The sequence below is a fragment of the Vibrio sp. TBV020 genome, from assembly GCF_046056895.1.
Lineage (GTDB): Bacteria > Pseudomonadota > Gammaproteobacteria > Enterobacterales > Vibrionaceae > Vibrio.
On sequence record NZ_JBEEAQ010000003.1, the window covers coordinates 1,241,223 to 1,267,018 of the forward strand.

Sequence of the window (25,796 nt, forward strand, 5' to 3'; positions counted from 1 at the left end):
CCTAAAAAAAGCCCCAGCATTTAATCGCTGGGGCTTTTTATTTCGTTAGCAGCTAAATGGTTAGAATTGCGCTACGGTACCAAACTGCTTGGCAGCGTATTCGACACGTTCTGCAGGTTTTGGATATTCAGCAGGCATTCCTAAACTTTCAATATGGTGAAGTCTTGGTAATAGGCCCGCACCATTAGCAATTTGAATCGCTAGACCAGGACGAGCATTTAGCTCAAGAACCATTGGACCTTCATCTCTATCGAGTACCATGTCGGTACCCATGTAGCCCAAACCAGTCATTTCCCAAGCGCTTGAAGCAAGTACAAGTAAGCGCTCCCAATGTGGTACTTGTAGGGTAGAGAGGTCCTTACCAGTGTCAGGATGATGAGTAATCGGTTGGTCAAACTGTACAGCACGTATAGCTTTACCTGTTGCGATGTCGATCCCAACACCAACAGCACCTTGGTGAAGGTTTGCTTTGCCGTCAGATGCAGCCGTTGAACAGCGCATCATTGCCATCACAGGGTAGCCTTTAAATACGATGATACGTACATCAGGTACCCCTTCATAACTGAAGCCTTCAAAACAATCATCAAACTTAATGAGATTTTCGACGATCGCTACATCATTTTTACCACCAAGAGAAAATAGACCCGCCAGTGCATTACTGATGTGGCGTTCGACATCCTCTTTGTTGATGGTTGCGCCAGACGGCTTGGTGTACACCCCATCTTTATGGGAAGTAATAACCAAGATACCCTTACCACCACTCCCTTGAGCGGGTTTGATAACGAAACCCGGCCAGTTTTCAACCATCTTGTGGATGGTTCTAACTTCAGCTTGGTTACTGATCTTGCCAATCAACTCAGGTGTTGTTGCACCGTGCTGCTGTGCGATAATTTTCGTCTTGAGCTTGTCATCAACCAACGGGTACTTTGAGCGGTCATTGTATCGCCCAATGTAGCTATGGTTGCGCTGGTTCATGCCCATAATGCCTTTATGGCGGAGCTTACCCGGCGACGTAAACTGAGAGGTAAAACGTGAAAACATGTTTAGTCCTCCGCTAATGGTTTAAAGCGACGAAGCTCTGTTAAACGGTAACCAGTGTAAGTACCAAGTAGTAGAATACCGCCTAGTACGATTAGCTGTAGGCCTATAAAGTTGAACGTTAGGTGCTGGATGTATGGGTTTGTCATTGCCAGATAAACCATTACTGCAGTCAGTAGTGAACCACCACCTTGCAGAACCACCTCTTTTGCCCCTTCTTCTTCCCAAAGAATCGACATACGCTCAATCGTCCAAGAAAGAATGATCATCGGGAAGAAAGTGATTGATAGACCTTCCGTCAAACCAATCTTAAATGCGACAACAGTAAATACGGAGATAATCATAATTACCGTAATGATCACCGCTGATATTCGAGCGACTAGGAGTAAGTTGAGTTTGGATAGATAGCTTCGAATCACCAGACCCGTGCCGACAATCAACAAGAATCCGACGATACCTGTCACTAGCTGCGTTTGCACGAAGGCAACAGCGATTAGAACTGGCATGAATGTACCTGATGTCTTTAGACCTATGATGACACGAAGGAACACTACGATAAGTGCACCAATCGGAATCAACATAATGGTTTTAAACATTGCCTGCTCTTCTAATGGAAGGCTGTGGATTGAGAAGTTGAGTAGGCCATCTGCTTCTACTTTTTGCTTAGTTGCTTGAGCAGGAGAAACTTCTTGAGCAATCATTGAGAAGTGGACTTGACTGTTGTTACCGCCCACTAAATCCAGTAGGGAAACGTTCGATTCATCCCAAACTAATATGTTCTCTTTGATGACTTGGTTAGGATCGTTTGGATTGAATAAAACCCAATTCTTGCCATCCCACACTTGGTTCATATGCTGAATTGCTTGGCGGCGACGGCCATCTTCCAACTCAATAACACCGACTACTTTGCTAGGAATCTTTGCGTAAGCCAAGATCTTGTCTACAGATTCAACCTTAGATAGGTGATTGAGTAGTAGTGATGCATTTTGGCTATCACCATCATTTAGCGATTTGATCAATTCACGAGTGAAAGTGATGTCATCAGCGGAACGTTGATTTGCACGCTCGATTAATGCAATGGCAGCGGCTTCTGCTGGGCCATCGAAAGTCGGTGGAGTTATGTCGTCACTTGGTGCGATTGGCTCGACATTCGCTTGAGGGTCGACAAGAAACTGAACTTTGTAATAGATCGTTTGTGGGCCAGTCGCTTGACGAACTGACCATTCGGCACGGCGGCCAGAGTCGGTGTTGACGTATGAAACGCCGTAACCTGGAGAAGATGATGACTCATTAATAAGCGTAAAACCACTTTGGGTATGAGGTGCTGCTAGCGAGGCTTTAACGGGTTCGTTTTGCCCGTTGAACTCTATGCGAGCTTCAATATCCCAAACTTGGCTAGTTTCGCCCGGTGTCCAGGGTACGCCATAGTTTTGGTGACGAAAGATACTTAAGACAATACCAGCGACGATGATCAGCGCGACTGATATGTAAAACGGGATTTTTGACGTCATAAGCTTACGATACCTTATTATTTTTGTGGAACTTCCGTGTGAATGTATTTTTTACTTACATCAACCACTGCGATATCTCTGATAAATTCGCGGCCTAAAAGGACAGGATGACTCATTTGAGAGCGGTCTGCCAATGTAAATTGCGCTTTTTCATGAATTTTTCCGAGTCTGACCCACAACTCTACGACTGCACGTCTTTCGACTTCGTCGTTCGTGGACTGACGGATCTTCACAAATCGAACGATAGGTGCTTCTATCCAGTTTGTGTCATTGAGCTCTTTCCCACCGTCTGAAAGATGGAATCGAACCCAGTTTTTTCCATTGCGCTCAAATTGTTCAATGTCGACAGCATTGAGTGAAGACGTTGCCGCGCCAGTATCGACCCGCGCATCGAATGATTGTTTAATGGAATCGATCGTGACCGATTCGACTTCGCCTAAAACCACTCCGTGAGTGGGAGTTGGAGCTATAGGTGCAGGAGCAGGAATGACAACTGGATCAGGTTTTTTACGAACTTCTTCCATTGCTTCTGCTTTGAAAGCTATAAGCTGATCTTCAAGGTCATGCACTTGATTTTCAAGGCTTTCGATATAATCAGATTGATTGCTCAGCTGCAAATTTAGGTTTACATATTGATTGGTTAGATTTGCTTCTGAGGCTTGAATTGCCGCTAAGGTTTCTTGGTGATATTGAGTACTGTTGGTAAGGGTACAGCCAGAAAGTACAAGTATCGCCATAATAGGGGTCAATCTTTTCAACATTGATAAACCTGAATGTAGTTTAAATAAAAGATAAATAACAAGTTTAGCGTATAAATTTCGCTGTAAACAAGTAGCAGCGCAGCCTAAGCTCTCAAAAAATGAGGAACGGGATCTATACGAAAAAAATAAGGATGCACAGCATCCTTATCATTGTATTGGGGATTAAAGTTAAGAGAAACGACTTGATGCGATTGTTGGGTTAACTCTTTGTCAATTCGTCTGTTTTCAACTGTTACCTAACCTATGGCTTCGTCGCGACCAATACTGCACGACGTGGAGCAGGGTGGCCTTCTACTGTTTTCGACGGGTCGTTAGGGTCTAGGTAATCCGGCAATGAGTTATGAGTCATCCAATCGGTCGTGCGCTGCTCATCCGTTGACGTAACGTTTTCATCAACAATTCGAACATTTTCAAAGCCGACATTTTCCAACCAAACTTTTAATGCAAGCGCCGATGGGAAGAAGTAAACATTACGCATTTGTGCATAACGATCCACTGGAACAAGAACGGATGTTTCATCACCCTCAATTACCAATGTTTCTAAGACTAGTTCGCCACCAGAGACTAATTGATTCTTGAGCTGTATTAGGTGCTCAAGTGGTGATACTCGATGGTAAAGCACACCCATGCTGAATACTGTGTCAAATGCTTCTAGTTTTGGTAGCTGCTCAATACCTAAAGGCAATAAGTGGGCACGCTGATCGCCGCCCATCAACTTGCGAATTGCTTCAAACTGAATCAAGAATAAATGTGAAGGGTCAATACCGACAGTAAGACGAGCACCTTCACCTAGCATGCGCCACATGTGGTAGCCATTACCACAGCCTACATCTAGAACGCTGCGGTTCTTTAATGGTGAAATATGCGGAAGTACTCGATCCCATTTCCAGTCGCTGCGCCACTCCGTATCAATATGAATACCGTGAACCGTATATGGGCCTTTTCGCCAAGGGTGGAAAGTACGTAATAGATTCTCTAGCTTCTTTAATTCGCCAGTATGAAAAGGCGTATCGTTAGCCAGCATCACGGCATTTTTAATATCAACCTGATCAGGGTGGCCTTCTGGAATCTTGTTGAGCGCTTTTAGCCAACGGCCAAAGTCACCATGTTCAGCGTTTTGCCAATCTGTAAGCTGCTGAGGTAGCACATTTAGCCAAGGTTGAAGACGAGTGTCTGAGGCAATTAACTGATAAAAATTGGCAAAGTTAAACATAGTTTTTCACTGATTTTGTGGTGTAAAAGTCAAGTTTGTCATTATTGAGGATGACGTTCTAATGAGAGCAAGTTGTGTTTGCGTTTTGCTATTTTATCGCAAACATTGAACCGAAATTAAAACACTGGAACCAGACGTCGTAGCTACTGAAGCCAATTTTAGCAAAGCGCTCTTTGTGTTCTTTCTTTGAGTCTGGACGCATCACATTCTCGATAGCACTGCGCTTTTGGCTTATTTCCAGTTCGCTGTAGCCGTTTGCTCGCTTAAAGTCATGGTGAAGATCAATCAATAGCTCGTTCGAGGCTTGGTCTTCGAAAACAAACTTCTCAGAAAGAATAAGAATTCCGCCTGGACGAAGCCCTGCATAGATCTTTTCTAGCAGTGTGTAACGATCTTCCGGAGACAAGAACTGCAAAGTGAAGTTAAGCACCACAACCGAAGCGTTGTCGATATCAATGTCACGAATATCAGCTTCAACAACATCAACTGGTGTGTCACTGCGATACGCGTTCACGTGCAGCTTACAGCGCTCAACCATTGCAGAGGAATTATCTACCGCGATAATTTGACAGCCTTCTTGTTGAATATGACGACGCATAGAAAGAGTTGCTGCGCCTAATGAACAACCTAAGTCATAAACATTCGAATGTGGCTTAACGAATCGCTCTGCTAACATGCCGATTGCAGAGATGATGTTGCTATAACCAGGAACAGAGCGTTGAATCATGTCCGGAAAGACTTCCGCGACACGTTCGTCAAAGGTGAAATCCCCAATTTTATCGATTGGAGCCGAAAACATGGTATCTGGATTGCTCTTTGGGTTCATAACTCTGTTCTCATAAACTAACAAGGTGTGGGGTAACCATAGTATCCGCCACAAAAGGGGGCGTATTTTATGAGAAATTCGATGCTATGTCATGCCTTGTAGGTTAATCACTTAAAACATCTGTATTTGAGCGTTGCCACCAGTGCCAGGAAATTCAGATAAGTTAGGTAATTTGACGTGTAATTGAAGTTGAGCGTAAAGTTTTGCCGCCAACTCTGGAGCAATGAGGTTGTCTGAAGTGTGGATCATTAGATAGGGTTGTTTCCCTTCATTTATCCATTGTGACAACTTTGATAGCCAAGGGGTAAAAAATTGCTGGTTGAGCTCTCCCTCAGGATGACCAATAAAGCGAATCATAGGGTGCTGCCCAGTTGCAATCGCATGCACCGGCACTTTAGGTTTTTTCTGCTGAGCGTCGAGTAATGACTCATAATGTGGATGAGAGCGGGTGAGCTGCTCAGAAAAAACCGGGCGGCTATCCATAATGATTCGGTCATAACCTTGTTCTACTAGCCAATGATTCAGAGCCTTTTCTTCGTCACCTTTAGCAAAGAAAGCGGGGTGACGGACTTCAACGCCGATTGGATAGTTAGGTGGGAAAAGGGCGCAAAACATTTTGAGTCTTTCTAGATGCTCCGGACCAAATGCTGCCGGCAATTGAATTGTCCATTGACCGATCCGTTCATGCAGCGGTTCCATAATGGCCATAAAACTTTTCAGCTCACTTTGGCAGCCTTGCAACATTTGTTGATGAGTAATGTTTTGCGGCAATTTAAATGTAAAGCGAAAGTCATCATGTGTGGCAGCATGCCAGTTCCTAACTGTTGTGACACTTGGCGTTGCATAAAAGGTGGTATTACCTTCAACGGTGTGAAAGACACTGGCGTACTTTTCGAGTCTTTGGCCAGCTTGAGTGCCTCGGCCATAAAAGCTTTGTTGCCACTGATTGTTTGACCACATAGTTAGGCCAAGCCGAATTGGATAAAGGTGCATAATTGTCGTTACGGTTTTATCTACATATGAGTCGTGTGAGAGTTTTGCCCAAGAGACCGTTATAGGGCTATAATCATCGCCAATTTTTTTGCTATTGGTGCACTTTTACGCCTTTGTTGGTTTAAAAAGCATCAATAGATAATAAATCGCAATAAATTGTACGCTGGGTAGTCGATTTCATCTGACTTTCAGCGTATAAATGGAACTTTGCTCTATCGATAAATGTACACCGATAGATAGTAATCAACAAATTTTAAGAGATTGGGAAATTCATTATGCGTACCCATTACTGTGGTCACCTGAACAAGTCCCTTGCAGGACAAACTGTAGAACTTTGCGGCTGGGTTAACCGTCGTCGTGATTTGGGCGGTCTTATTTTCATCGATATGCGAGATCGTGAAGGTATCGTTCAGGTAGTTGTAGACCCAGATATGGCTGATGCGTACGAAGTTGCTAACCAACTTCGTAATGAATTCTGTATCAAACTAACGGGTGAAGTACGCGTTCGTCCAGACAGCCAAGTAAATAAAGACATGGCAACGGGTGAAGTTGAGATCATTGCTAAAGGTCTTGAAATCATCAACCGTGCTGACGTTCTGCCACTAGACTTCAACCAAAAGAACTCTGAAGAGCAGCGCCTAAAGTACCGTTACCTAGACCTACGTCGTCCAGAAATGAGCGATCGTATTAAACTACGTGCTAAAGCATCTAGCTTTGTTCGTCGTTTCCTAGATGACAACGGCTTCCTAGACATCGAAACGCCAGTACTAACGAAAGCAACACCAGAAGGCGCACGTGACTACCTAGTACCTAGCCGTGTTCACAAAGGTTCGTTCTACGCACTTCCTCAGTCTCCACAGCTATTCAAACAGCTGTTAATGATGTCTGGTTTTGACCGTTACTACCAAATCGTTAAGTGTTTCCGTGATGAAGACTTGCGTGCTGACCGTCAGCCAGAATTCACTCAAATCGATATCGAAACATCGTTCATGAGCGCTGAAGAAGTACGTGCAACAACTGAGAAGATGGTTCGTAACATGTGGCAAGAGCTTCTAGACGTTGATCTAGGTGAGTTCCCAATCATGCCATTCTCTGAAGCGATGCGTCGTTTCGGTTCTGACAAACCAGACCTACGTAACCCTCTAGAATTAGTAGACGTTGCTGATCTAGTTAAAGACGTTGAGTTCAAAGTATTCTCTGGCCCTGCTAACGACGAGAAAGGTCGTGTTGCAGTAATTCGCGTACCAGGTGGTGCTAAGCTAACTCGTAAACAGATTGACAGCTACGGTGAGTTTGTTGGTATCTACGGTGCGAAAGGTCTAGCTTGGATGAAGGTGAACGACCGTACAGCAGGCATGGAAGGCATCCAATCTCCAGTTGCTAAGTTCCTAAACGAAGAAGTGATCAACGGCATTCTTGAGCGCACTGGCGCTGAGACTGGCGATATCATCCTATTCGGCGCAGACAAAGCGAACACAGTTTCTGAAGCAATGGGCGCACTACGTCTGAAACTAGGTACAGACCTAGAGCTAACTGACGAATCAGCATGGGCTCCGCTATGGGTTGTTGACTTCCCAATGTTCGAAGAAGATGACGAAGGTAACCTGCACGCAATGCACCACCCATTCACATCACCTCTAGGTGTGACAGCGGAAGAGCTAAAAGCGAACCCAGCAGCTGCTAACTCTAACGCATACGACATGGTTCTAAACGGCTATGAAGTTGGTGGCGGTTCTGTACGTATTCACAATGCTGAAATGCAATCAGCAGTATTTGATATCCTAGGTATCGAAGCTGACGAGCAACAAGCTAAGTTTGGTTTCCTATTAGACGCGCTTAAGTTCGGTACTCCACCGCACGCAGGTCTAGCATTCGGTCTTGACCGTCTAGTAATGCTACTTTGTGGTACAGAGAACATTCGTGACGTGATTGCGTTCCCGAAAACAACGAACGCTTCTTGTCTACTAACAGACGCTCCAAGCCTAGCTAACCCAGCTTCGCTTGAAGAACTAGCGATTGCGGTTAAGGCTGCAGAGAAGAAAGAAGAAGAGTAATCTACTCTTCATACTTGAAGTTTCAGCGTTGTTAACTGCGTAAGTTCACCCTAATTACATAGAATACCTATGCGCATAGGGATGAACTTACTTGTTGCCTAGCTGAAACTCCAATTATTTTGAGTATATGAATTTATTAAATAAAACGGCGCTTCGATTGAAGCGCCGTTTTTGTACTTGGAAACCCACATTGTATAACGTCATTCCTTAGACCGAAGAATGAGGGAGTAAGGAATCTCATGCCTTGTCACTCATCTATAAAAATTAAAGTTCTATCTCTTTCCACTCACCTGGCTGCAAATCTCCTAGCGTCACATCACCCATCGAATAGCGGATCAAACGCAGAGTAGGGAAGCCAATATTCGCCGTCATACGACGTACTTGGCGGTTGCGCCCTTCAATAATAGTGATGGCTAGCCATGTTGTTGGAATATTCGCACGAAAACGAACGGGTGGATTACGCTCCCATACGCTTGGTTCTGACATCACTTCTACTTGTGCAGGTAATGTCATTCCATCTTTTAACTCAACGCCTTTGCGCAGTTTGTCCAGATCGTCTTCGCTTGGCGCTCCATCAACCTGTACCCAATACGTTTTTGGTGATTTAGAGCTTGGTTGTGTTAAACGAGCTTGCAAGATGCCATCGTTTGTTAGCACCATCAGCCCTTCACTGTCCCTGTCCAGCCTACCGGCAGCATAGATATCTTTAACTGGAATGTAGTCAGCAAGTGTTTTTCGTCCATCCCCATCAGTAAATTGGCTTAAGGTGTCAAATGGCTTATTAAATACCACAACCTTGCGATCTTCTGGTGCGACTTTTGGCTTGTTTTTTATAGGCTTGCGGCGCTGACGGGAAGAAGAGGAACTAAAACTTTTTTGATTGTTTTTACGTTTAAAACCCGATGGTTGCTTTTTTGATGGCGATGAGGATGAGTCACGGCGTGAGCGTGGTGACATGTTAACTACCTTGCAAAAATGTAAATAAAGTGTGGGTAAAAGTATCTAAACTATCCGCTATGGGCTATCATTTGCGCGCCCAAAAACAGGATTGTTGAACAAGATAATAGACTATTATCGCGTTTTTGTTTAATTATAACTAATCGCTCTCAAGGATGTCGTATCAAACGACGAAAACAAAAGAGACGGACAAATCGCAACAAGTGAGGGGATTATTCATAACTTGTTCGCGTTCACACACACAGGACCACATTTATAGCGGTCCGGTTAGAACAATAGGGAAATTTCATGCCTACAGAAAAACCTACAATTATTTACACTATTACTGATGAAGCACCTGCTCTAGCGACATATTCACTACTGCCGATTATTCAGTCGTTTACTGCTTCTTCAGGCATCAATGTTGACACTCGTGATATCTCTCTAGCTGGGCGTATTATTGCTAACTTCCCAGAGCACTTAACTGACGAGCAACGTATTGGTGACGCACTTGCAGAGCTAGGTGAATTGGCGAAAACACCTGAAGCTAACATTATCAAGCTACCAAACATCTCGGCATCTATCCCGCAGCTAAAAGCAGCGATTGCTGAACTACAAGCTAAAGGCTTTAACTTACCGAACTACCCAGAAGAGCCAAGCACTTACGAAGAAGAAGCGATCAAAGCGACTTACGACAAAATCAAAGGTAGTGCGGTTAACCCAGTTCTACGTGAAGGTAACTCTGACCGTCGTGCTCCTCTATCTGTTAAGAACTACGCGAAGAAAAACCCTCATTCAATGGGCGCATGGTCAGCAGATTCGAAATCACACGTTTCTAGCATGACTGGTAATGACTTCTTTGGTAGTGAAAAATCACACACTGTAGAAGGTGCAACTGACGTTAAAATCGAGTTTGTTGGCGCTGACGGTGCAGTAAAAGAGCTTAAAGGTTCATTCCCGCTACAAGATAAAGAAATCATCGATTGTTCAGTAATGAACAAAAAAGCGCTGGTAGAATTCTTTGAAGCACAAATTGCTGAAGCGAAAGAACAAGATGTTCTATTGTCACTTCACATGAAGGCGACAATGATGAAGGTTTCTGACCCTGTGATCTTTGGTCATGCGGTTAAGGTTTACTACAAAGACGTATTTGCTAAATACGGTGACGTATTCGAGAAGCTTGGCGTTGACGTAAACAACGGTATCGGTGATGTTTACGCGAAGATCCAAGGGCTACCAGCAGCTCAAAAAGAAGAAATCGAAGCAGCGCTACAAGCTGTTTACGAAACTCAGCCTCCACTAGCGATGGTTGATTCTGACCGCGGTATCACAAACCTTCACGTGCCAAGTGACATCATCGTTGACGCATCTATGCCAGCAATGCTGCGTTCATCAGGCCAAATGTGGGGTCCAGATGGTAAACAGAAAGATACTAAAGCGATGATCCCAGATCGTAGCTACGCAGGTATCTACCAAGCGGTTATCGACTTCTGTAAAGAGAACGGCGCATTCAACCCAACTACAATGGGTAGCGTGCCAAACGTGGGCCTAATGGCTCAGAAAGCGGAAGAGTACGGTTCACACGATAAGACATTCATCCTAGATGCGGCTGGTACAGTGCGTGTTGTTGATGCATCAGGCGCGGTATTACTAGAGCAATCTGTAGAGGAAGGCGATATCTTCCGTATGTGTCAGGTGAAAGATGCGCCAATCCAAGACTGGGTTAAGCTTGCAGTAACACGTGCACGTGCAACAGGTGTTCCAGCGGTATTCTGGTTAGATGAGAACCGTGCACACGATGCTCAACTAATTAAGAAAGTAAACGCATATCTACCACAACATGATACTTCTGGCCTAGAAATCAAGATTCTTGCTCCGCTTGAAGCGTGTCAGTTCTCTCTAGTTCGCATCAAAGAAGGCCAAGACACTATCTCAGTAACAGGTAACGTACTACGTGACTACCTAACTGACTTGTTCCCAATCCTAGAGCTAGGTACATCGGCGAAGATGCTTTCGATCGTTCCTCTAATGAACGGTGGTGGTCTATTTGAAACAGGTGCTGGTGGTTCTGCTCCTAAGCACGTTCAACAGGTAGAGAAAGAGAACCACTTGCGTTGGGACTCTTTAGGCGAATTCCTAGCACTAGCTGCGTCTCTAGAGCATCTAAGTACCGTTGCTGGTAATGCTAAAGCACAAGTACTTGCAGATGCGCTAGATAAAGCAACTGGTGATTTCCTAGACAACAACAAGTCGCCATCACGTCGTGTTGGTGAACTAGACAACCGTGGTAGCCACTACTACCTTGCGACATACTGGGCACAAGCACTTGCGACACAAACTGCTGACGCTGAGCTAGCGGCAGAGTTTGCTCCAATCGCAGAAGCACTGACTTCAAATGAAGAGAAGATTGTTGCTGAACTAAACGATGCACAAGGTGTTGTTGGCGAGCTGGGCGGTTACTATGCGCCAGTGTTTGAGAAAGCGTCTCCATTAATGCGTCCAAGCGTTACGTTAAACGCTATCATCAATGGTTAATCAAGCTTGATAAAAACAAACCCGCCGAGAGGCGGGTTTTTTATGATCTTTACAACTGATATAAAAGAGTTTGTTATACCAATCTGCATAAGTAAGTGAATCTAGAAATTGAAAGTGAGCATTTACTTATTTAGGTTGATATCAATTATGGCAGCGATTATTTTGCTGGTTGAGCTTCCACTGGTACCACAGAACTCGCGTGGTAGCCTTTTGGTCCTTCTTCCACTTCAAAGTTTACTTGTTGACCAGCTTTCAGAGTACGATACCCATCCATTTGGATCGTAGAATAGTGTGCGAACACGTCTCCATCTTCCCCTTCTGAACAGATAAAACCAAATCCTTTGGCATTGTTAAACCATTTTACTGTACCTGTAGCCATGCTATACATCCCTCATGCATATTGTTACTGAAGTTGTTTGGTGTTTACATTGAGTTCCTTGTAAACAGAAAGTGAATTTTCATTCAGCCGCTGCCAAATTCTTAGTCACTATTTGACCAATGTAGCCAATGATGTGGGACAGTCAATAGGAAAAAGGTCTTACAGTCTACATAATTGCAAGCAAATCACTTTTGAGATTTACATTTTTGTTACTAACTCGTAGTGAATTAACTGTCTTTGATTGGTTGTGTGAATGGAATTTGGTTTCTTTTTAATCAATTAGATAGAAGTCGTCGTTTGATAGAAATGTTTTATTTGCAGCGACTCAAATGCTGCATTAGTCTCTAAGTAAGAACAAAAACTTTTTGTCGTATTTTGTTCTTAATAGTAAGAGCTAAATTCGAAACTTTCGCTTCATGAAGTGGTAAAATTAAAAGAGTTCAACATTAACGTCGAAAAGTCATGAGCAAACATTTTGAATGGGTTACTCCAGATTCTGATCTACTGGAGTTAGAGAAAACTAAAGTTAAGCCGCCGTCCATGTATAACGTTGTATTAAACAACGATGACTACACCCCAATGGACTTTGTTATTGAAATCCTAGAACGTTTTTTTTCTATGGATATCGACAAAGCGACGCAAGTGATGCTTCAGGTGCATTATGAAGGCAAGGCAATTTGTGGCACATATACTGCAGAAGTTGCTGAGACCAAGGTAGCGCAAGTTACTATGTATTCTAAAGAGAATGAGCATCCTTTGCTTTGTACAATGGAACAAGCCTAATGCTTGTTCGAACAACCTAAGTTGTTCTTAAAGGAGGTACTTATGCTGAATAAAGAATTAGAGTCGAGTCTGAACGGCGCTTTTGCACGTGCACGAGACAAACGACATGAGTTTATGACTGTCGAGCACCTCCTGTTAGCATTGCTTGAAAACGATGCTGCAAGAGAAGCCCTTCAGGCCTGCCAAGCTGATATTGATGCTTTGCGCAGTGAGCTTGATATATTCATCGATCAAACAACGCCACTTATTCCAGAAAACGACGAAACACGTGAAACGCAACCAACGTTGAGTTTCCAACGTGTTCTCCAACGCGCTGTCTTCCATGTTCAGTCTTCAGGACGCAGTGAAGTGACAGGTGCCAACGTATTAGTCGCAATTTTTAGCGAGCAAGAATCTCATGCTGCTTACCTTCTAAAGAAAAACGATATAAGCCGCTTAGATATTGTGAACTTCATTTCTCATGGCATTACCAAAGCGTCAGGTTCAGAAGATGAATCTTCTTCCTCTAGCTCATTTGGTAATGAAAACGTTGAAGAAAACAGTTCTGAAGATCGCTTAGAAAGTTTCGCAACTAACCTTAATCAAATCGCAAAACAAGGTCAGATTGACCCACTGATTGGTCGTGATAAAGAGCTAGAACGTACTATTCAAGTTCTGTGTCGCCGTCGTAAGAACAACCCACTATTGGTTGGTGAAGCCGGTGTTGGTAAGACCGCGATAGCGGAAGGTCTTGCTTGGCGTATTGTGGAAGGTCAAGTTCCAGATATTATTGCTGATAGCGTTATTTACTCTCTCGACATTGGTTCACTGCTAGCGGGTACTAAGTACCGTGGTGACTTTGAAAAACGCTTCAAAGCAATTCTGAAGCAGTTAGAGAAAGAAGACGACGCGATTCTATTTATTGATGAAATTCATACCATTATCGGTGCTGGTGCAGCATCTGGTGGTCAAGTTGATGCAGCTAACTTAATTAAACCGTTGTTAAGTAGCGGTAAGCTTCGCTGTATTGGTTCGACAACGTATCAAGAGTACAGCTCTATTTTTGAGAAAGAACGTGCTTTGTCTCGTCGATTCCAAAAAATCGATGTGGTTGAGCCATCACTTGATGACACAACCAAGATCTTGATGGGTCTTAAACCTAAATATGAAGCTCACCATGAAGTGAGATATACCAATAAAGCCTTGCGCGCTGCGGTTGAACTGTCTGCGAAATACATTAATGAGCGTCATTTACCTGATAAGGCTATCGACGTGATTGACGAAGCGGGTGCCCGTCATCGTCTGGCTCCAGCAAGTCGTCGTAAGAAAACGGTTGGTGTTGCTGACATTGAAGCTATGGTTGCTAAGATGGCACGTATCCCTGAGAAATCAGTCTCTTCTTCTGACAAAGAAATTCTTCAGAATCTTGATGATAAGATGAAGATGCTAGTATTTGGTCAAGATGATGCGATTGATGTACTGAGTGAGGCGATTAAACTGACTCGTGCAGGCCTAGGTGCTGATCATAAACCGGTGGGTTCATTCCTATTTGCTGGCCCTACAGGTGTTGGTAAGACCGAAGTGACAGTGCAGCTTTCTAAACTGCTTGGTATTGAACTTCTTCGCTTTGATATGTCTGAGTATGGCGAGCGTCACTCAGTGAGTCGATTGATTGGTGCGCCTCCTGGTTATGTTGGTTATGATCAAGGCGGTCTATTGACTGATGCAGTGATCAAGCATCCTCATTCAGTTGTTCTACTTGATGAGATTGAGAAAGCACACCCAGATATCTTTAACTTGCTACTACAGGTAATGGATAACGGTACGCTAACGGATAACAATGGTCGTAAAGCGGATTTCCGTAACGTGATCCTTGTGATGACGACAAACGCGGGTGTTCAGGAGACTGAGAAGAAATCGATCGGCCTGATCCAACAAGATCATAGCCACGATGCGATGTCAGTGATCAAGAAAGTGTTTACACCTGAGTTCCGCAACCGTCTAGACAATATTATTTGGTTCAACAGCTTAGATGAGCATGTGATTCATCAAGTGGTTGATAAGTTTATTGTCGAGCTACAAGCTCAGTTAGACGCACGCGGTGTGTCACTTGAAGTTTCAGATGATGCTCGTCACTGGCTTGCACTGAAAGGTTACGATAAAGCAATGGGCGCTCGACCAATGGGACGAGTTATCCAAGATCAGCTTAAGAAACCTTTAGCCAACGAGCTACTGTTTGGTTCATTGGTTGATGGCGGTACAGTGAAAGTGAATCTGAAAGATGATGAGCTGAAATTTGAATACCTTAGTGAGAAAGAAGCCGCAATTCACTAACCTTCATGAGTGTTAATAGAAAGCCAGAGCAAATGCTCTGGCTTTTTTGTTTCTTTAATTTGTAGTAGTTGAGACTTTTATTCACTCAAAGTAAGGTTTGAGTGTTTGATAGGAGTGCTCGACGGATTGAGGGATTTCTTGTTCACTTTGAAAACCGAGAGCAGGATAGTTCTTGATTCGTTCAAAATCGCCAAGCATTGCAGTCACAGTAGTGACAATATCGATCTCATCGTTAAAGTAATCGCAAAAACGTGTTTTGGGAGACGTTACAGAGACTGATTCGTAAGGGCTTGGCCACTGTTTTTCGAATGTCGCTAAGGTGCGTCTTTCCATATAAGGTTTTTGCACTAAAATGAATGAGTTAACTTCGATGTTCTTTTGTTTGAGCAATTGATGAGTGAATTGGACATTTTGACCAGTGTTTGTTGCTTCAGGCTCTATGATGATAGCATCATGGGGTACACCCATTCCCTTAGCTATCGCGGCGAATGTTTCGGCCTCACTGGATTCGAACGTGTCTTTGGTTAACCGCCCAACGCCACCAGAGAAGATCAACATTTCAGCCCAACCTTCCAAATATAGCGTTGCTGCATATTCTGCGACACGTAAGTCATTACTGCCAAGAACAAAGATACAGTCGGCTTTCTTCAGCGGGTGGTCTAGTTGCATGTAGTCCCAAATGTGTTCTATATGTTGATAGAGTTTTTTGTTCGCCATAGCACGCCCCTTAAAGCATTTCGAGAGTGTGTTGGAAGTGAAAGCGATAGCCTAAACTCAATAACTTGTCAGCAATAATGCGTTTGTCCGGAGTGTCAGTAACAGGTGGAAGCGACTCGTTACTATCGGAGTTATCAAGAGCGGCTTGATAAAACTCGGCTTTGCTTACCGTATTCGGCGTCGTTGCGTTTACAACTAGATTATCGTTGTTCAACGAGACAAAGCTTACGGCGCCAATTGCGTCATGCAGATGTAATATATTGGCTGGAGCTTGGTTGCTGACTTGCTTTAGTTTTGATGTAAAGCGGCTAGGGTGTCGCTCTGGGCCGATTAATCCGCTGCAACGTACGATCGCATAGCTTAGCCCTGAATCAATAAGATACTGTTCAGCTTGAAGCATGATTTTTGCGTTATCTGTAAAGGCGTCGTTTCTAGAAGCCAGAGCTAGGCTCGCATTATCTTCTACCATATTTTGGGCGGTATTTGGGTAAACCGTTGTTGAGCTCACCATCACCACGCGGGATACATTGGACTGCTGGCATATTTGCACCAGTTTGCTCCAATGGTGTGCGTATTCATCGCCTTGGCCTTTTCTAAATCCTGGTGGAAAGCAGCCGATGACAATATCTGGAGTATTGGCTTTTAGGCTTGCTGTGAGCTCTGAGATTTCGTTACTTAAATTAAACTCAAAGCCTTGTAGGTGATTTTGTGCGAGTTGCTCGACACCTTCGGCAGATGTGCGACTGACTGATACTTTATGACCAAGAGTTTCAAGATAGTGGGCGAGCGGTTGTCCAAGCCAACCACCGCCGATAATAGATATCTGCTTCACAACGGTTTTCCTAATAGTTGTCTTAATTCTGAGCGTAAATAAGCATGGATTGGGTGTGAACTAAAAGCAGGATGCTGGATAATATCCACGTTGGCATTCCAGTTTAAGTTCTCAAATTCTACAGGAACACGAACAATGTCATTGCTTGCCATGCCATATGTCGCAATGTGCTTAGGTAGCACGCCCCAACCAAATCCCTTTTGTATCAGCTCTCTTAACATATAGTAGTTATCAGCATACCAAACGTCAGGGCTGTAGGCTTTTTGGAAGCTGCTGGTTTTACTGTTTTTTGACCTTACTAACAGCTGGCGATGCAAAATCAATTGGTCGACATTATTAGCTCTTTGTTGCGCCAATATATGTTTTGCACCAACATAGACATCGAATTCAATACTGCCCACTGATTCAAAGTCTAACCCCACAGGCAGAGAGGTCTCCGAGAACATCACACCTGTTGTAGCGCGTTGTGACTCAACAAGCTCAATCACGTCAACACTTGAAGCAGAGAGAAATTCAAAGGTAACTCCGGGAAACTTCTCAGACACATGTTCGATAACACTGGAAAGGTTATCCATTGGAATCCCTTCATCAACCGCTAGGCTTAGTTGGGTTGATTCATCACTGGCAATCTGAGCGATGCACTGCCTTAACCGATAATGCTGCTGAAGTGACGCCTTCGCGTGTGGTAAAAGCTGTGTACCACTCAAGGTGAGTTTTGGGTAGCGAGATGAACGGTCAAACAGCTCTAAACCACTGTCTATTTCCAAATTCATAATGTGCTGGCTAATCGCAGATTGCACTTTGTTTAGCGATCGTGCTGCGGCGGAAAAAGAGCCTTGCTCCACGGTTGCGACAAAGGCCTCTAGTTGTTCGATGCTATACATATCACTTTTACTGATGGTATCTAATTATATTGCATCTTAAATGTAGATGATAATGACGACATCGACTATGACATTGATTGGAAAAATTGTAATGAACACACAAGAAAGAGTATTTCACGCCGTAGTATTTGAAGCATTGGCTTTGGCGATGATTGTTCCTGCTTCGGCATTTATCACAGGTAAAGGTGCGAGCGACCTTGCGTTGGTTGGAGTTGGACTGAGTCTATTTACTGTGGTTTGGAACTACTATTACAACCTGATGTTTGATCGCATGTTTGGTCATGATAGAGAAAATCGCTCATTAAAAATGCGTGTTGGGCATACGGCAGGCTTTGAAGGTGGATTGATCTTCATTACCGTTCCTTCGATAGCATGGTTTTTGCAAATTAGTATTGGGCAAGCGTTGCTATTGGAAGCGGGGTTCTTAGTCTTTTTCTTCTTTTATGCGACAGCATTCAATTGGGCTTATGACCGTTTACAGCCATACCAACGTTGGTTTCAACGCGAAAGAGTATCGAGTGTTAATGACTAGGGTCTGTTGACCATTTGAGCTGATTTTTGCAGCAATTTGTAGATTCTTTATGCAAGGCAGAGGCTTTGAGTTGTAGTAGCTCTACCTGATAAGCCGATAACGCAGGAGAAAGGGCCTACAAATGCTGCCCAGAGGGTTCGGCTAAAAGCGTTTTTCTCTTTGTTGAGAGATACTTGCTTAGAATAACTAGGCTGCAAACCTCTCGCCGCGATAAAAACGCTTTTATCTCGAACAAAATTTAACCGCAAAAGGTCAACAGACCCTAGAGATTAAGGTAGTAATCAGGAGAAGGATAGGAGCTTGGTCGTTTACCAAGCTCAAATTCTGTTGTGATTAAGAGCGAATTAGCTAGATAGAACTCTTAAAATTTTATCTGCGTGTTCCGCAACTTCGATGCCTTCGTCAGTCAGATAGCCACCGTCAGGTAAAGTACATAGACCTTTCTCATAAAGACGCTGGACGGCCGCCTGCATTTCTTCAGTCGCATCATGGTGAACTTTAATACCCGTCGCTGCGCTGCTGATGTCAAATTGAAGCAATAGGTTAAGTTCAGACATATATTCAGGCGTAAGTTTCATATTTAATTCCTTCATAGAAAGTACTTATCTCAACTTAATCAGGATGTTGGAAATCAGCAACTTTATCCAACGAGAAATGTTATCCATCCCTTACTTTCTTAAAAAGATTGAGATGATTTGGTGGTTGAGTAAGCGAATGCATTGAGAATAGACTCAAATCAAAGACTAATGAGATTAACCCTAATGGGGGAGCTATAATTCGTCTTAATAGCAAAACTGCATATTAAATTGAATTATTATGAACAATCAGCCTAAAGTGCCTGTGGGATAAAAAATCAAAGAAACAGTTTTGGTTAAGTTGTTGAAAAGTAAATCAAATCAATCGGTGTTATAAAATCTATTTATTTAATTTTAGCTAAGTTCTTGGCTTGATTAAGGAAAGTTTCCTTCATATTAAAAACATTTTGTCCATTTCAAGGAATTAACGCTTGAATTCGATCACAATTCACGTAATTATCCGCGCCCACAAATCCACATGTTGCAAAATGTTTCGTAATGATAAATCTAAACCAGTTTGACTCTTTACTTCCTCCTCAAATGGCAGAGCGTGCGGCAGAAATTGGCGTAGGCAAAGCAACCAAAGATCCAGTTAAGTCGTTTTTACTCGCGATATCAGCTGGTATCCATATCGGCATTGCATTTGTGTTCTACACAATCGTGACAACGGGGGCAGGTGATTTACCGTGGGGAATTACTCGTCTACTTGGTGGTTTAGCATTTAGTTTAGGCTTGATCCTAGTTGTAGTGACTGGCGGTGAGCTATTTACCAGCTCAGTGTTAACGTTAGTTGCGCGTGCGAGTGGCAAGATTACGTGGAAATGTTTATTTAAGAACTGGGCTGTAGTTTATGGCGGTAACTTAATCGGTGCCTTGTTGCTGGTCGTTTGCATGCTACTGACTAAACAGTACATGTTTGATCATGGCCAAGTTGGCTTAAATGCGATGGCGATTTCGCAGCATAAAATGCATCACACTTTTTTATCTGCAGTCGCACTTGGCGTCATGTGTAATGTTTTGGTTTGCATTGCTGTATGGATGACCTTCAGCGGCCGTACTCTTACAGACAAGATTGCTGTAATGATTTTACCTGTGGCAATGTTTGTGTCTGCGGGTTTCGAGCACTGTATCGCGAATATGTTCCAAGTCCCAATGGCAATCGGTATCAAGAATTTTGCACCAGCTGAATTTTGGCAGATGACCGGTGCTAACATTGCTGATTACGCCGATCTAAATATGATTGATTTTATCACCAATAACTTAATTCCAGTCACGTTAGGGAACATTATTGGTGGTGGCTTATTTGTTGGTATGTGGTATTGGTTAATCTATCTACGCGATTAATTAAACATATAAACACGACTCAAAAGACTCACTTAGGTGGGTCTTTTTTGTTTGCGGCGAAGGGCCATTCTCTAGCGTCGGCAAAATCAGTGGTGGAGTAGTGATTAACCAGTCATGAAGATCTTGTATTGGGCAACTTGCCTCTCCGAGTTCTATGAAATCTTTGGAAATAGACATAAGTGTTCTCCACTGTACTTTCATTAAGTGCAACGATAGGAGAGCAGAATGACACTATTATTACGTCTCACGAATTAATTTATATGCGCATGAATGCAAAGAAATTTTCGTGTGGAGGCAGTGAGCTTGCTCGGTGCAGCAAATTGTTTGGGAAGTATCACCACGGTTATCCACAGAATCTGTGGATAAGATCTTTAATCCCTTGTTCATGAGAGAAAAGATCGTGTCTATTGGGCGGATCTAACCAAGATCCTTCCTTCTTTATTGATGCAGCTTTTGACTGTCAGAGTTAAAGAAAGGGTGATTGAAATCGACATCATGACGAAAATCGCCACCATGATCATGATCTGGTATTTAATCGCTACGATGGGACTCGCGCCGCCAAGTATTTGCCCTGTCATCATACCTGGTAACGTCACCAACCCGCTGGTGGTCATGGTTGCTAATGTCGGAGCCAAAGAACGTTGAATAGCTTCGCGCACGAAGGGCAAAGTCGCGTACTCTTTAGATGCTCCGAGTGATATTGCCGCTTCATACTCTCCTTTTCTTTCCTCTAAAGCATTAAAGAAGTTTTGTAGAGCGACTATATTTCCGCTCATGGAATTGCCGAGTAGCATCCCAGCTAATGGAATTAAATATTGGGCATTATAAAGAGGGGTAGGTTGAATAATGACGAGGGTAATGAGTAATAGGACTGGAGATAAGCCAGATAACAAGCCCGTGCCAACAGGTATTAGCATTGGTTTTTTTGGCAGCTTGGCTTTTGAAATGATAGCGCTTGCTCCGATCACCATCATAAATGCAAGCCACAATAGGTTGATAACCAAGCTATTAAGGGTAAATAAGTACTCTAAATAGACACCGACTAAGAGTAATTGGAGTGTCATTCGCCCTACGCTAATGATAATTTCTCGACTGATCTGCAGCTGGTAAAACTTGCTAATTGCGAAAGGGATCGCGAGTAAACCGAAAAATAACGCTAATGTGAGCCAAGATATATCGACGACGCTTTGCATAGTTCCTCCCAACGACTATCGGTGTATTGTACCGAATATTGCCGATGAGTCACCTTGCTCAAATTTCAAAAAAAGTGACAAAATCCCCTTAGTTTTAGAAACATTTTTGTTACAAATCAACTAGAATTAGCACGTAAAACCTGTGCCTCTAAAGTGGTAGATGTTACAGTTGTTGTCACAATGTTGTGGTAAATGATGGTTTTTTGGTGTCATCTTTCTGTTCATATTTGTTCACAAAACTTGGTTTATTTACACATAAAAATGTAATTAAACACAACTCTGGATGAGCTCAAAAAAGTGTTGAATAACAACGGCAGATGGACCGGAATTGATTGAACCCTACTTATAGTATGGTCTAACATTTCCATCTAGAGATAGAAGAAAATTTAGCTCAATCATAAGAGCTAACCAAATAACACTAGATACAAAATAGGCAAATGTATGAGTGATGTTAACAAAATCGAGAGTGGTGAAAAACGCTCTCTGGAGTGGAAGTCATTCCTCTTCATCGCGGTTGTTCTCTTCCCAATTCTGAGTGTGGCTTTCGTAGGTGGCTACGGATTCCTAGTATGGATGCTGCAAGTATTCGTTATGGGACCACCTGGAGTTCACGGTTAACCCGTTGAGCTCATTTCCACATTTTTGAAAAGATTTTAAGAGAGCAAACCATGAAATCATTGATCGTAAAATTGTGGCGTACCATGACACGCCCTGCGGTTCATATCAGCTTAGGCGTGCTGACTATGGGCGGCTTTATCGCTGGTGTTATCTTCTGGGGTGGTTTTAACACTGCGTTAGAAGCGACTAACACTGAAGAGTTCTGTATCAGCTGTCATACCATGCGCGATAACGTGTATGTTGAGCTGCAAGAAACGGTTCACTGGAAAAACCACTCTGGTGTTCGTGCAACATGTCCTGACTGTCACGTACCACATAACTGGACTGACAAAATTGCACGTAAAATGCAGGCATCTAAAGAAGTATTTGCACAAGTATTTGGTAACTACGATGAACCAGGAGCGTTTGAAGAGCGCCGCATCGAACTTGCTAAACACGAATGGGACCGTTTCTCGGCGAACAAGTCTCTAGAGTGTAAAAACTGTCACAACTACGAATCTATGGATTTCGAGCAAATGTCTCCAACAGCTCGTATCCAAATGAAACAAGCAGCTGAAAAAGATCAAAGCTGTGTTGATTGTCACAAAGGTATTGCGCACCAGCTTCCAGCAAATATGGATAGCGTAGGCGGTATCGTTGGTGAGCTAGAGCAGCTAACGTCTGGCACTGATTACTCAACAGGTACTGAACTAGTGAGCGTACGTCACCTTCCAGTTTACTTCGATGAAACTGCAACAACAGAAGCTGGTCTTCTTAACCCAGCATCTAGCGTTAAGGTTCTGGATGAGAAAGGCGACATGATGCAAGTTGAAATCGACGGTTGGCGTAAAGCGAAAGGCTTTGGTCGTGTAATCCAAGAAGATTTCGGCATGAACATCGCTATGGGTTCTCTACTTAAAGAAGCTGCGCTAAGTGATGACATCGTGACTAAAGGCGAGAAGAAAGTCGATGAGCTAACTGGTCTTCCTTGGGAGAAAGTGTCAGCGAAAGTTTGGATGAAGAAAGAAGCGATGCTTAATGACGTGACTCCTATCTGGGAGAAAGCGAGCGAAGCATACAAAACAAACTGTTCAGTTTGTCACACTCAACCAGATGAAGCGCACTTCAGCGCAAACACTTGGCCAGGTATGTTTAACGGTATGCTTGCATTCGTGAACTTCGATACAGACAGTGAAGCACTTGTATTGAAATATCTACAGAAGCACTCTTCAGATTTTGCTGAAGGTCACCACTAATAAGCGTCAGACGGAGTATTTGAAATGGCTATTACACGAAGAAGTTTTCTTAAAGGTGTAGCAACCACAAGCGCAGCATCAGTAATCGGTCCAAGCTTATTGGCATCTGCTTCTGCAAGCGCTGCAGAATCAACGGGAACTTGGAAAGTTTCAGGTTCTCACTGGGGCGCGTTCCGCGCCCACATCTATGCGGGTAAAGTGCAAGAAATTAAGCCTCTTGAATCTGACACTAACCCAACAGATATGATCAACGGCATTAAGGGTGTTATTTACAACCCTTCACGTGTTCGTTACCCAATGGTTCGCCTTGATTGGCTGAAGAAACACAAGTACAGCGCGGACACTCGTGGTAACAACCGCTTTATCCGTGTTACTTGGGACGAAGCACTAGATTTGTTCTACCGTGAACTTGAGCGTATTCAAAAAGATTACGGTCCATGGGCACTACACGCAGGTCAGACAGGCTGGCGTCAAACTGGTCAGTTCCACAGCTGTACCAGCCACATGCAACGTGCTGTAGGTATGCATGGTAACTTCATCACTAAAGTAGGTGACTACTCTACGGGTGCAGGTCAAACTATTCTGCCTTACGTTCTTGGTTCGACAGAAGTATACGCACAAGGTACATCTTGGTCAGAGATCCTAGAGAACTCAGACAACATTATCCTTTGGGCGAACGATCCAGTGAAAAACCTTCAAGTAGGTTGGAACTGTGAGACGCACCAATCGTACCCTTACCTTGAGCAACTAAAAGAGAAAGTTGCGAAAGGCGAGATCAATGTATTGTCTGTTGATCCGGTTAAGAACAAGACTCAACGTTTCCTAGGCAACGACCACATGTACATCAACCCGATGACAGACGTGGCGTTCATGCTGGCGGTTGCTCATGTTCTTTATAACGAAGACCTATACGACAAGAAGTTCATCGACACTTACTGTCTAGGCTTCAAAGAGTTCATTGAGTATGTTCAGGGTGAGACTAAAGACAAAGTTGTTAAGACTCCTGAATGGGCAGCAGAAATCTGTGGTGTAGAAGCTGACAAGATCCGTGAATTTGCACGCATGCTAGTTAACGGTCGTACACAAATCCTGATGGGTTGGTGTATTCAACGTCAAGAGCACGGTGAGCAGCCATACTGGGCAGCGGCAGTTGTTGCAGCTATGGTTGGTCAGATTGGTCTACCAGGCGGTGGTATCTCTTACGGTCACCACTACTCAGGTATCGGTGTTCCATCAACAGGCTTTGCAGCACCAGGTGGTTTCCCACGTAACCTTGACACAGGCTCTAAGCCGAAGTGGGACAACAACGATTTCAACGGTTACAGCCGTACAATTCCTGTAGCGCGTTGGATTGACTGTCTGCTAGAACCAGGTAAAGAGATCCGTTACAACGGCTCTAAAGTGAAGCTACCAGACTACAAGATGATGGTTATCTCGGGTAACAACCCTTGGCACCACCACCAAGACCGTAACCGTATGAAGAAAGCATTCAAAAAGCTTCAAACGGTTGTGACGATTGAATTTGCTTGGACAGCAACGTGTCGCTTCTCTGATATCGTTCTTCCTGCATGTACTCAGTTTGAACGTAACGATATTGACGTTTACGGTTCGTACTCAGGTAAAGGCCTGATCGCAATGCACCGTCTAGTGGATCCATTGTTCCAGTCTAAGACTGACTTTGAGATCTTTACTGAACTAACTCGTCGCTTCGGTCGTCACAACGAGTACACGCGTGGTATGGACGAGATGCAGTGGGTTCGCTCACTATACGCAGACTGTCGTGAAGCAAACAAAGCTAACTTCGATATGCCAGAGTTCGATGAGTTCTGGGAGAAGAGTGTTCTAGACTTTGGTGAAGGTTCTCCATGGGTTCGTCATGCGGACTTCCGTAAAGACCCTGAGATCAACGCACTAGGTACTCCATCAGGCTTTATCGAGATTACTAGCCGTACAATCGGTCGTTTCGGTTACGAGCACTGTCAAGAACACCCAATGTGGTTTGAAAAGACAGAACGTTCACATGGTGGTCCAGGCTCTGAGAAACACCCGTACTGGCTACAATCGTGTCACCCAGACAAGCGTCTTCACTCGCAAATGTGTGAATCAGAAGAGTTCCGTGCAACATATGCGGTACAAGGTCGCGAGCCTGTGTACATCAACCCAACAGATGCGAAAGCGAAAGGTATTAAAGACGGCGATCTAGTTCGCGTATTTAATGACCGTGGTCAGCTACTAGCAGGTGCAGTACTGACTGATAGCTACCCACGTGGTGTTATTCGTATCGAAGAAGGTGCATGGTACGGCCCTCTAAATGAAAAAGAAGGCGCTATCTGTACATACGGCGATCCGAACACGCTAACGATGGATATCGGCTCTTCTGAGCTTGCTCAGGCGACTTCTGCGAACACTTGTATCGTAGATTTCGAGAAGTTCACAGGCAAAGTACCGCCAGTAACTTCATTCGGTGGTCCAATCGAAGTCGCGTAATTGAACGCAAACGAATAAAAATACCAGCCAATTGGCT

General features: G+C 43.7%; 22 protein-coding genes. 9 read left to right on the forward strand and 13 right to left on the reverse strand.

The genetic code is table 11. The features are described 5' to 3' along the window. Window positions 1-60: 60 nt before the first annotated feature. The 6 genes from AAFX28_RS13655 to AAFX28_RS13680 form a co-directional block, all read right to left on the reverse strand. Window positions 61-1,041 (reverse strand): alpha-L-glutamate ligase-like protein, encoded by a 981-nt coding sequence (locus AAFX28_RS13655; RefSeq protein ID WP_408688419.1) that lies wholly within the window; start codon window positions 1,039-1,041, stop codon window positions 61-63. 2 nt (window positions 1,042-1,043) lie between these two features. Next, entirely contained in the window at window positions 1,044-2,549 is a 1,506-nt protein-coding gene (locus tag AAFX28_RS13660; RefSeq protein ID WP_408688420.1) for an inactive transglutaminase family protein, read from the reverse strand. A 17-nt stretch (window positions 2,550-2,566) separates the two neighbouring features. Next, complete coding sequence (locus AAFX28_RS13665) at window positions 2,567-3,310, reverse strand: ATP-dependent zinc protease (RefSeq protein WP_408688421.1); 744 nt, start codon at window positions 3,308-3,310, stop codon at window positions 2,567-2,569. A 241-nt stretch (window positions 3,311-3,551) separates the two neighbouring features. Next, window positions 3,552-4,523: a tRNA 5-methoxyuridine(34)/uridine 5-oxyacetic acid(34) synthase CmoB gene (gene cmoB, locus AAFX28_RS13670; RefSeq protein WP_408688423.1), complete on the reverse strand. Its 972-nt coding sequence runs from the start codon at window positions 4,521-4,523 to the stop codon at window positions 3,552-3,554. Between the two features lie 88 nt (window positions 4,524-4,611). Next, the gene (gene cmoA, locus AAFX28_RS13675) at window positions 4,612-5,349 is read right to left on the reverse strand and encodes a carboxy-S-adenosyl-L-methionine synthase CmoA (protein WP_408688424.1); all 738 of its coding nucleotides are present in this window, start codon (window positions 5,347-5,349) and stop codon (window positions 4,612-4,614) included. A gap of 111 nt (window positions 5,350-5,460) precedes the next feature. Next, window positions 5,461-6,342, reverse strand: a complete 882-nt coding sequence (locus AAFX28_RS13680) for a DUF72 domain-containing protein (protein ID WP_408688425.1) — start codon at window positions 6,340-6,342, stop codon at window positions 5,461-5,463. Window positions 6,343-6,617: 275 nt separating this feature from the next. Between AAFX28_RS13680 and aspS the strand changes: the two genes are divergently transcribed. Next, complete coding sequence (gene aspS, locus AAFX28_RS13685) at window positions 6,618-8,396, forward strand: aspartate--tRNA ligase (protein WP_408688426.1); 1,779 nt, start codon at window positions 6,618-6,620, stop codon at window positions 8,394-8,396. A gap of 264 nt (window positions 8,397-8,660) precedes the next feature. Here the strand turns inward: aspS and AAFX28_RS13690 are convergent, their stop codons facing one another. Then, window positions 8,661-9,353 (reverse strand): pseudouridine synthase, encoded by a 693-nt coding sequence (locus tag AAFX28_RS13690; protein WP_408688427.1) that lies wholly within the window; start codon window positions 9,351-9,353, stop codon window positions 8,661-8,663. Between the two features lie 288 nt (window positions 9,354-9,641). Between AAFX28_RS13690 and AAFX28_RS13695 the strand changes: the two genes are divergently transcribed. Continuing rightward, window positions 9,642-11,867: an NADP-dependent isocitrate dehydrogenase gene (locus AAFX28_RS13695; RefSeq protein ID WP_408688429.1), complete on the forward strand. Its 2,226-nt coding sequence runs from the start codon at window positions 9,642-9,644 to the stop codon at window positions 11,865-11,867. Between the two features lie 157 nt (window positions 11,868-12,024). Here AAFX28_RS13695 and cspD read toward each other — a convergent pair whose 3' ends face one another. Further along, window positions 12,025-12,246, reverse strand: coding sequence for a cold shock domain-containing protein CspD (gene cspD / locus AAFX28_RS13700; protein WP_408688431.1), 222 nt, complete (start codon window positions 12,244-12,246; stop codon window positions 12,025-12,027). A 462-nt stretch (window positions 12,247-12,708) separates the two neighbouring features. On the opposite strand from cspD, the gene clpS reads away from it, so the two are divergent. Both clpS and clpA read left to right on the forward strand, forming a co-directional pair. Next, window positions 12,709-13,029: an ATP-dependent Clp protease adapter ClpS gene (gene clpS / locus AAFX28_RS13705; RefSeq protein ID WP_006879492.1), complete on the forward strand. Its 321-nt coding sequence runs from the start codon at window positions 12,709-12,711 to the stop codon at window positions 13,027-13,029. A gap of 42 nt (window positions 13,030-13,071) precedes the next feature. Beyond that, entirely contained in the window at window positions 13,072-15,342 is a 2,271-nt protein-coding gene (clpA, locus tag AAFX28_RS13710) for an ATP-dependent Clp protease ATP-binding subunit ClpA (protein WP_408688433.1), read from the forward strand. Window positions 15,343-15,423: 81 nt separating this feature from the next. Here clpA and AAFX28_RS13715 read toward each other — a convergent pair whose 3' ends face one another. Genes AAFX28_RS13715 through AAFX28_RS13725 form a run of 3 tightly spaced genes read right to left on the reverse strand, consistent with a single transcriptional unit; the run spans window position 15,424 to window position 17,775 of the window. Beyond that, window positions 15,424-16,059, reverse strand: a complete 636-nt coding sequence (locus tag AAFX28_RS13715; RefSeq protein WP_408688434.1) for a YdcF family protein — start codon at window positions 16,057-16,059, stop codon at window positions 15,424-15,426. A 10-nt stretch (window positions 16,060-16,069) separates the two neighbouring features. Continuing rightward, window positions 16,070-16,891, reverse strand: a complete 822-nt coding sequence (locus tag AAFX28_RS13720) for an NAD(P)H-binding protein (protein WP_408688435.1) — start codon at window positions 16,889-16,891, stop codon at window positions 16,070-16,072. After that, window positions 16,888-17,775: a LysR family transcriptional regulator gene (locus AAFX28_RS13725; protein WP_408688436.1), complete on the reverse strand. Its 888-nt coding sequence runs from the start codon at window positions 17,773-17,775 to the stop codon at window positions 16,888-16,890. Before AAFX28_RS13725 ends, AAFX28_RS13720 begins: the two co-directional genes overlap by 4 nt. 91 nt (window positions 17,776-17,866) lie before the next feature. Between AAFX28_RS13725 and AAFX28_RS13730 the strand changes: the two genes are divergently transcribed. Beyond that, window positions 17,867-18,307, forward strand: coding sequence for a PACE efflux transporter (locus AAFX28_RS13730; protein ID WP_408688437.1), 441 nt, complete (start codon window positions 17,867-17,869; stop codon window positions 18,305-18,307). Between the two features lie 344 nt (window positions 18,308-18,651). On the opposite strand, the gene AAFX28_RS13735 is transcribed toward AAFX28_RS13730, so the two are convergent. Continuing rightward, window positions 18,652-18,885, reverse strand: a complete 234-nt coding sequence (locus AAFX28_RS13735; protein ID WP_408688439.1) for a TIGR02647 family protein — start codon at window positions 18,883-18,885, stop codon at window positions 18,652-18,654. A gap of 498 nt (window positions 18,886-19,383) precedes the next feature. Here AAFX28_RS13735 and focA point away from each other — a divergent pair, with 498 nt between their 5' ends. After that, window positions 19,384-20,226 (forward strand): formate transporter FocA, encoded by an 843-nt coding sequence (focA, locus tag AAFX28_RS13740; RefSeq protein ID WP_408690875.1) that lies wholly within the window; start codon window positions 19,384-19,386, stop codon window positions 20,224-20,226. Between the two features lie 404 nt (window positions 20,227-20,630). On the opposite strand, the gene AAFX28_RS13745 is transcribed toward focA, so the two are convergent. Then, complete coding sequence (locus AAFX28_RS13745) at window positions 20,631-21,419, reverse strand: ABC transporter permease (protein WP_408688440.1); 789 nt, start codon at window positions 21,417-21,419, stop codon at window positions 20,631-20,633. Window positions 21,420-21,860: 441 nt separating this feature from the next. Between AAFX28_RS13745 and torE the strand changes: the two genes are divergently transcribed. Genes torE through torA form a run of 3 tightly spaced genes read left to right on the forward strand, consistent with a single transcriptional unit; the run spans window position 21,861 to window position 25,759 of the window. Beyond that, window positions 21,861-22,037 carry a trimethylamine N-oxide reductase system protein TorE gene (gene torE / locus AAFX28_RS13750; protein WP_408688442.1) on the forward strand — a complete coding sequence of 59 codons (177 nt, stop codon included), beginning with the start codon at window positions 21,861-21,863 and terminating at the stop codon, window positions 22,035-22,037. 50 nt (window positions 22,038-22,087) lie between these two features. Next, complete coding sequence (torC, locus tag AAFX28_RS13755; RefSeq protein WP_408688444.1) at window positions 22,088-23,272, forward strand: pentaheme c-type cytochrome TorC; 1,185 nt, start codon at window positions 22,088-22,090, stop codon at window positions 23,270-23,272. 24 nt (window positions 23,273-23,296) lie between these two features. After that, window positions 23,297-25,759, forward strand: coding sequence for a trimethylamine-N-oxide reductase TorA (gene torA, locus AAFX28_RS13760; protein ID WP_408688446.1), 2,463 nt, complete (start codon window positions 23,297-23,299; stop codon window positions 25,757-25,759). The last annotated feature ends 37 nt before the right edge of the window (window positions 25,760-25,796 follow it).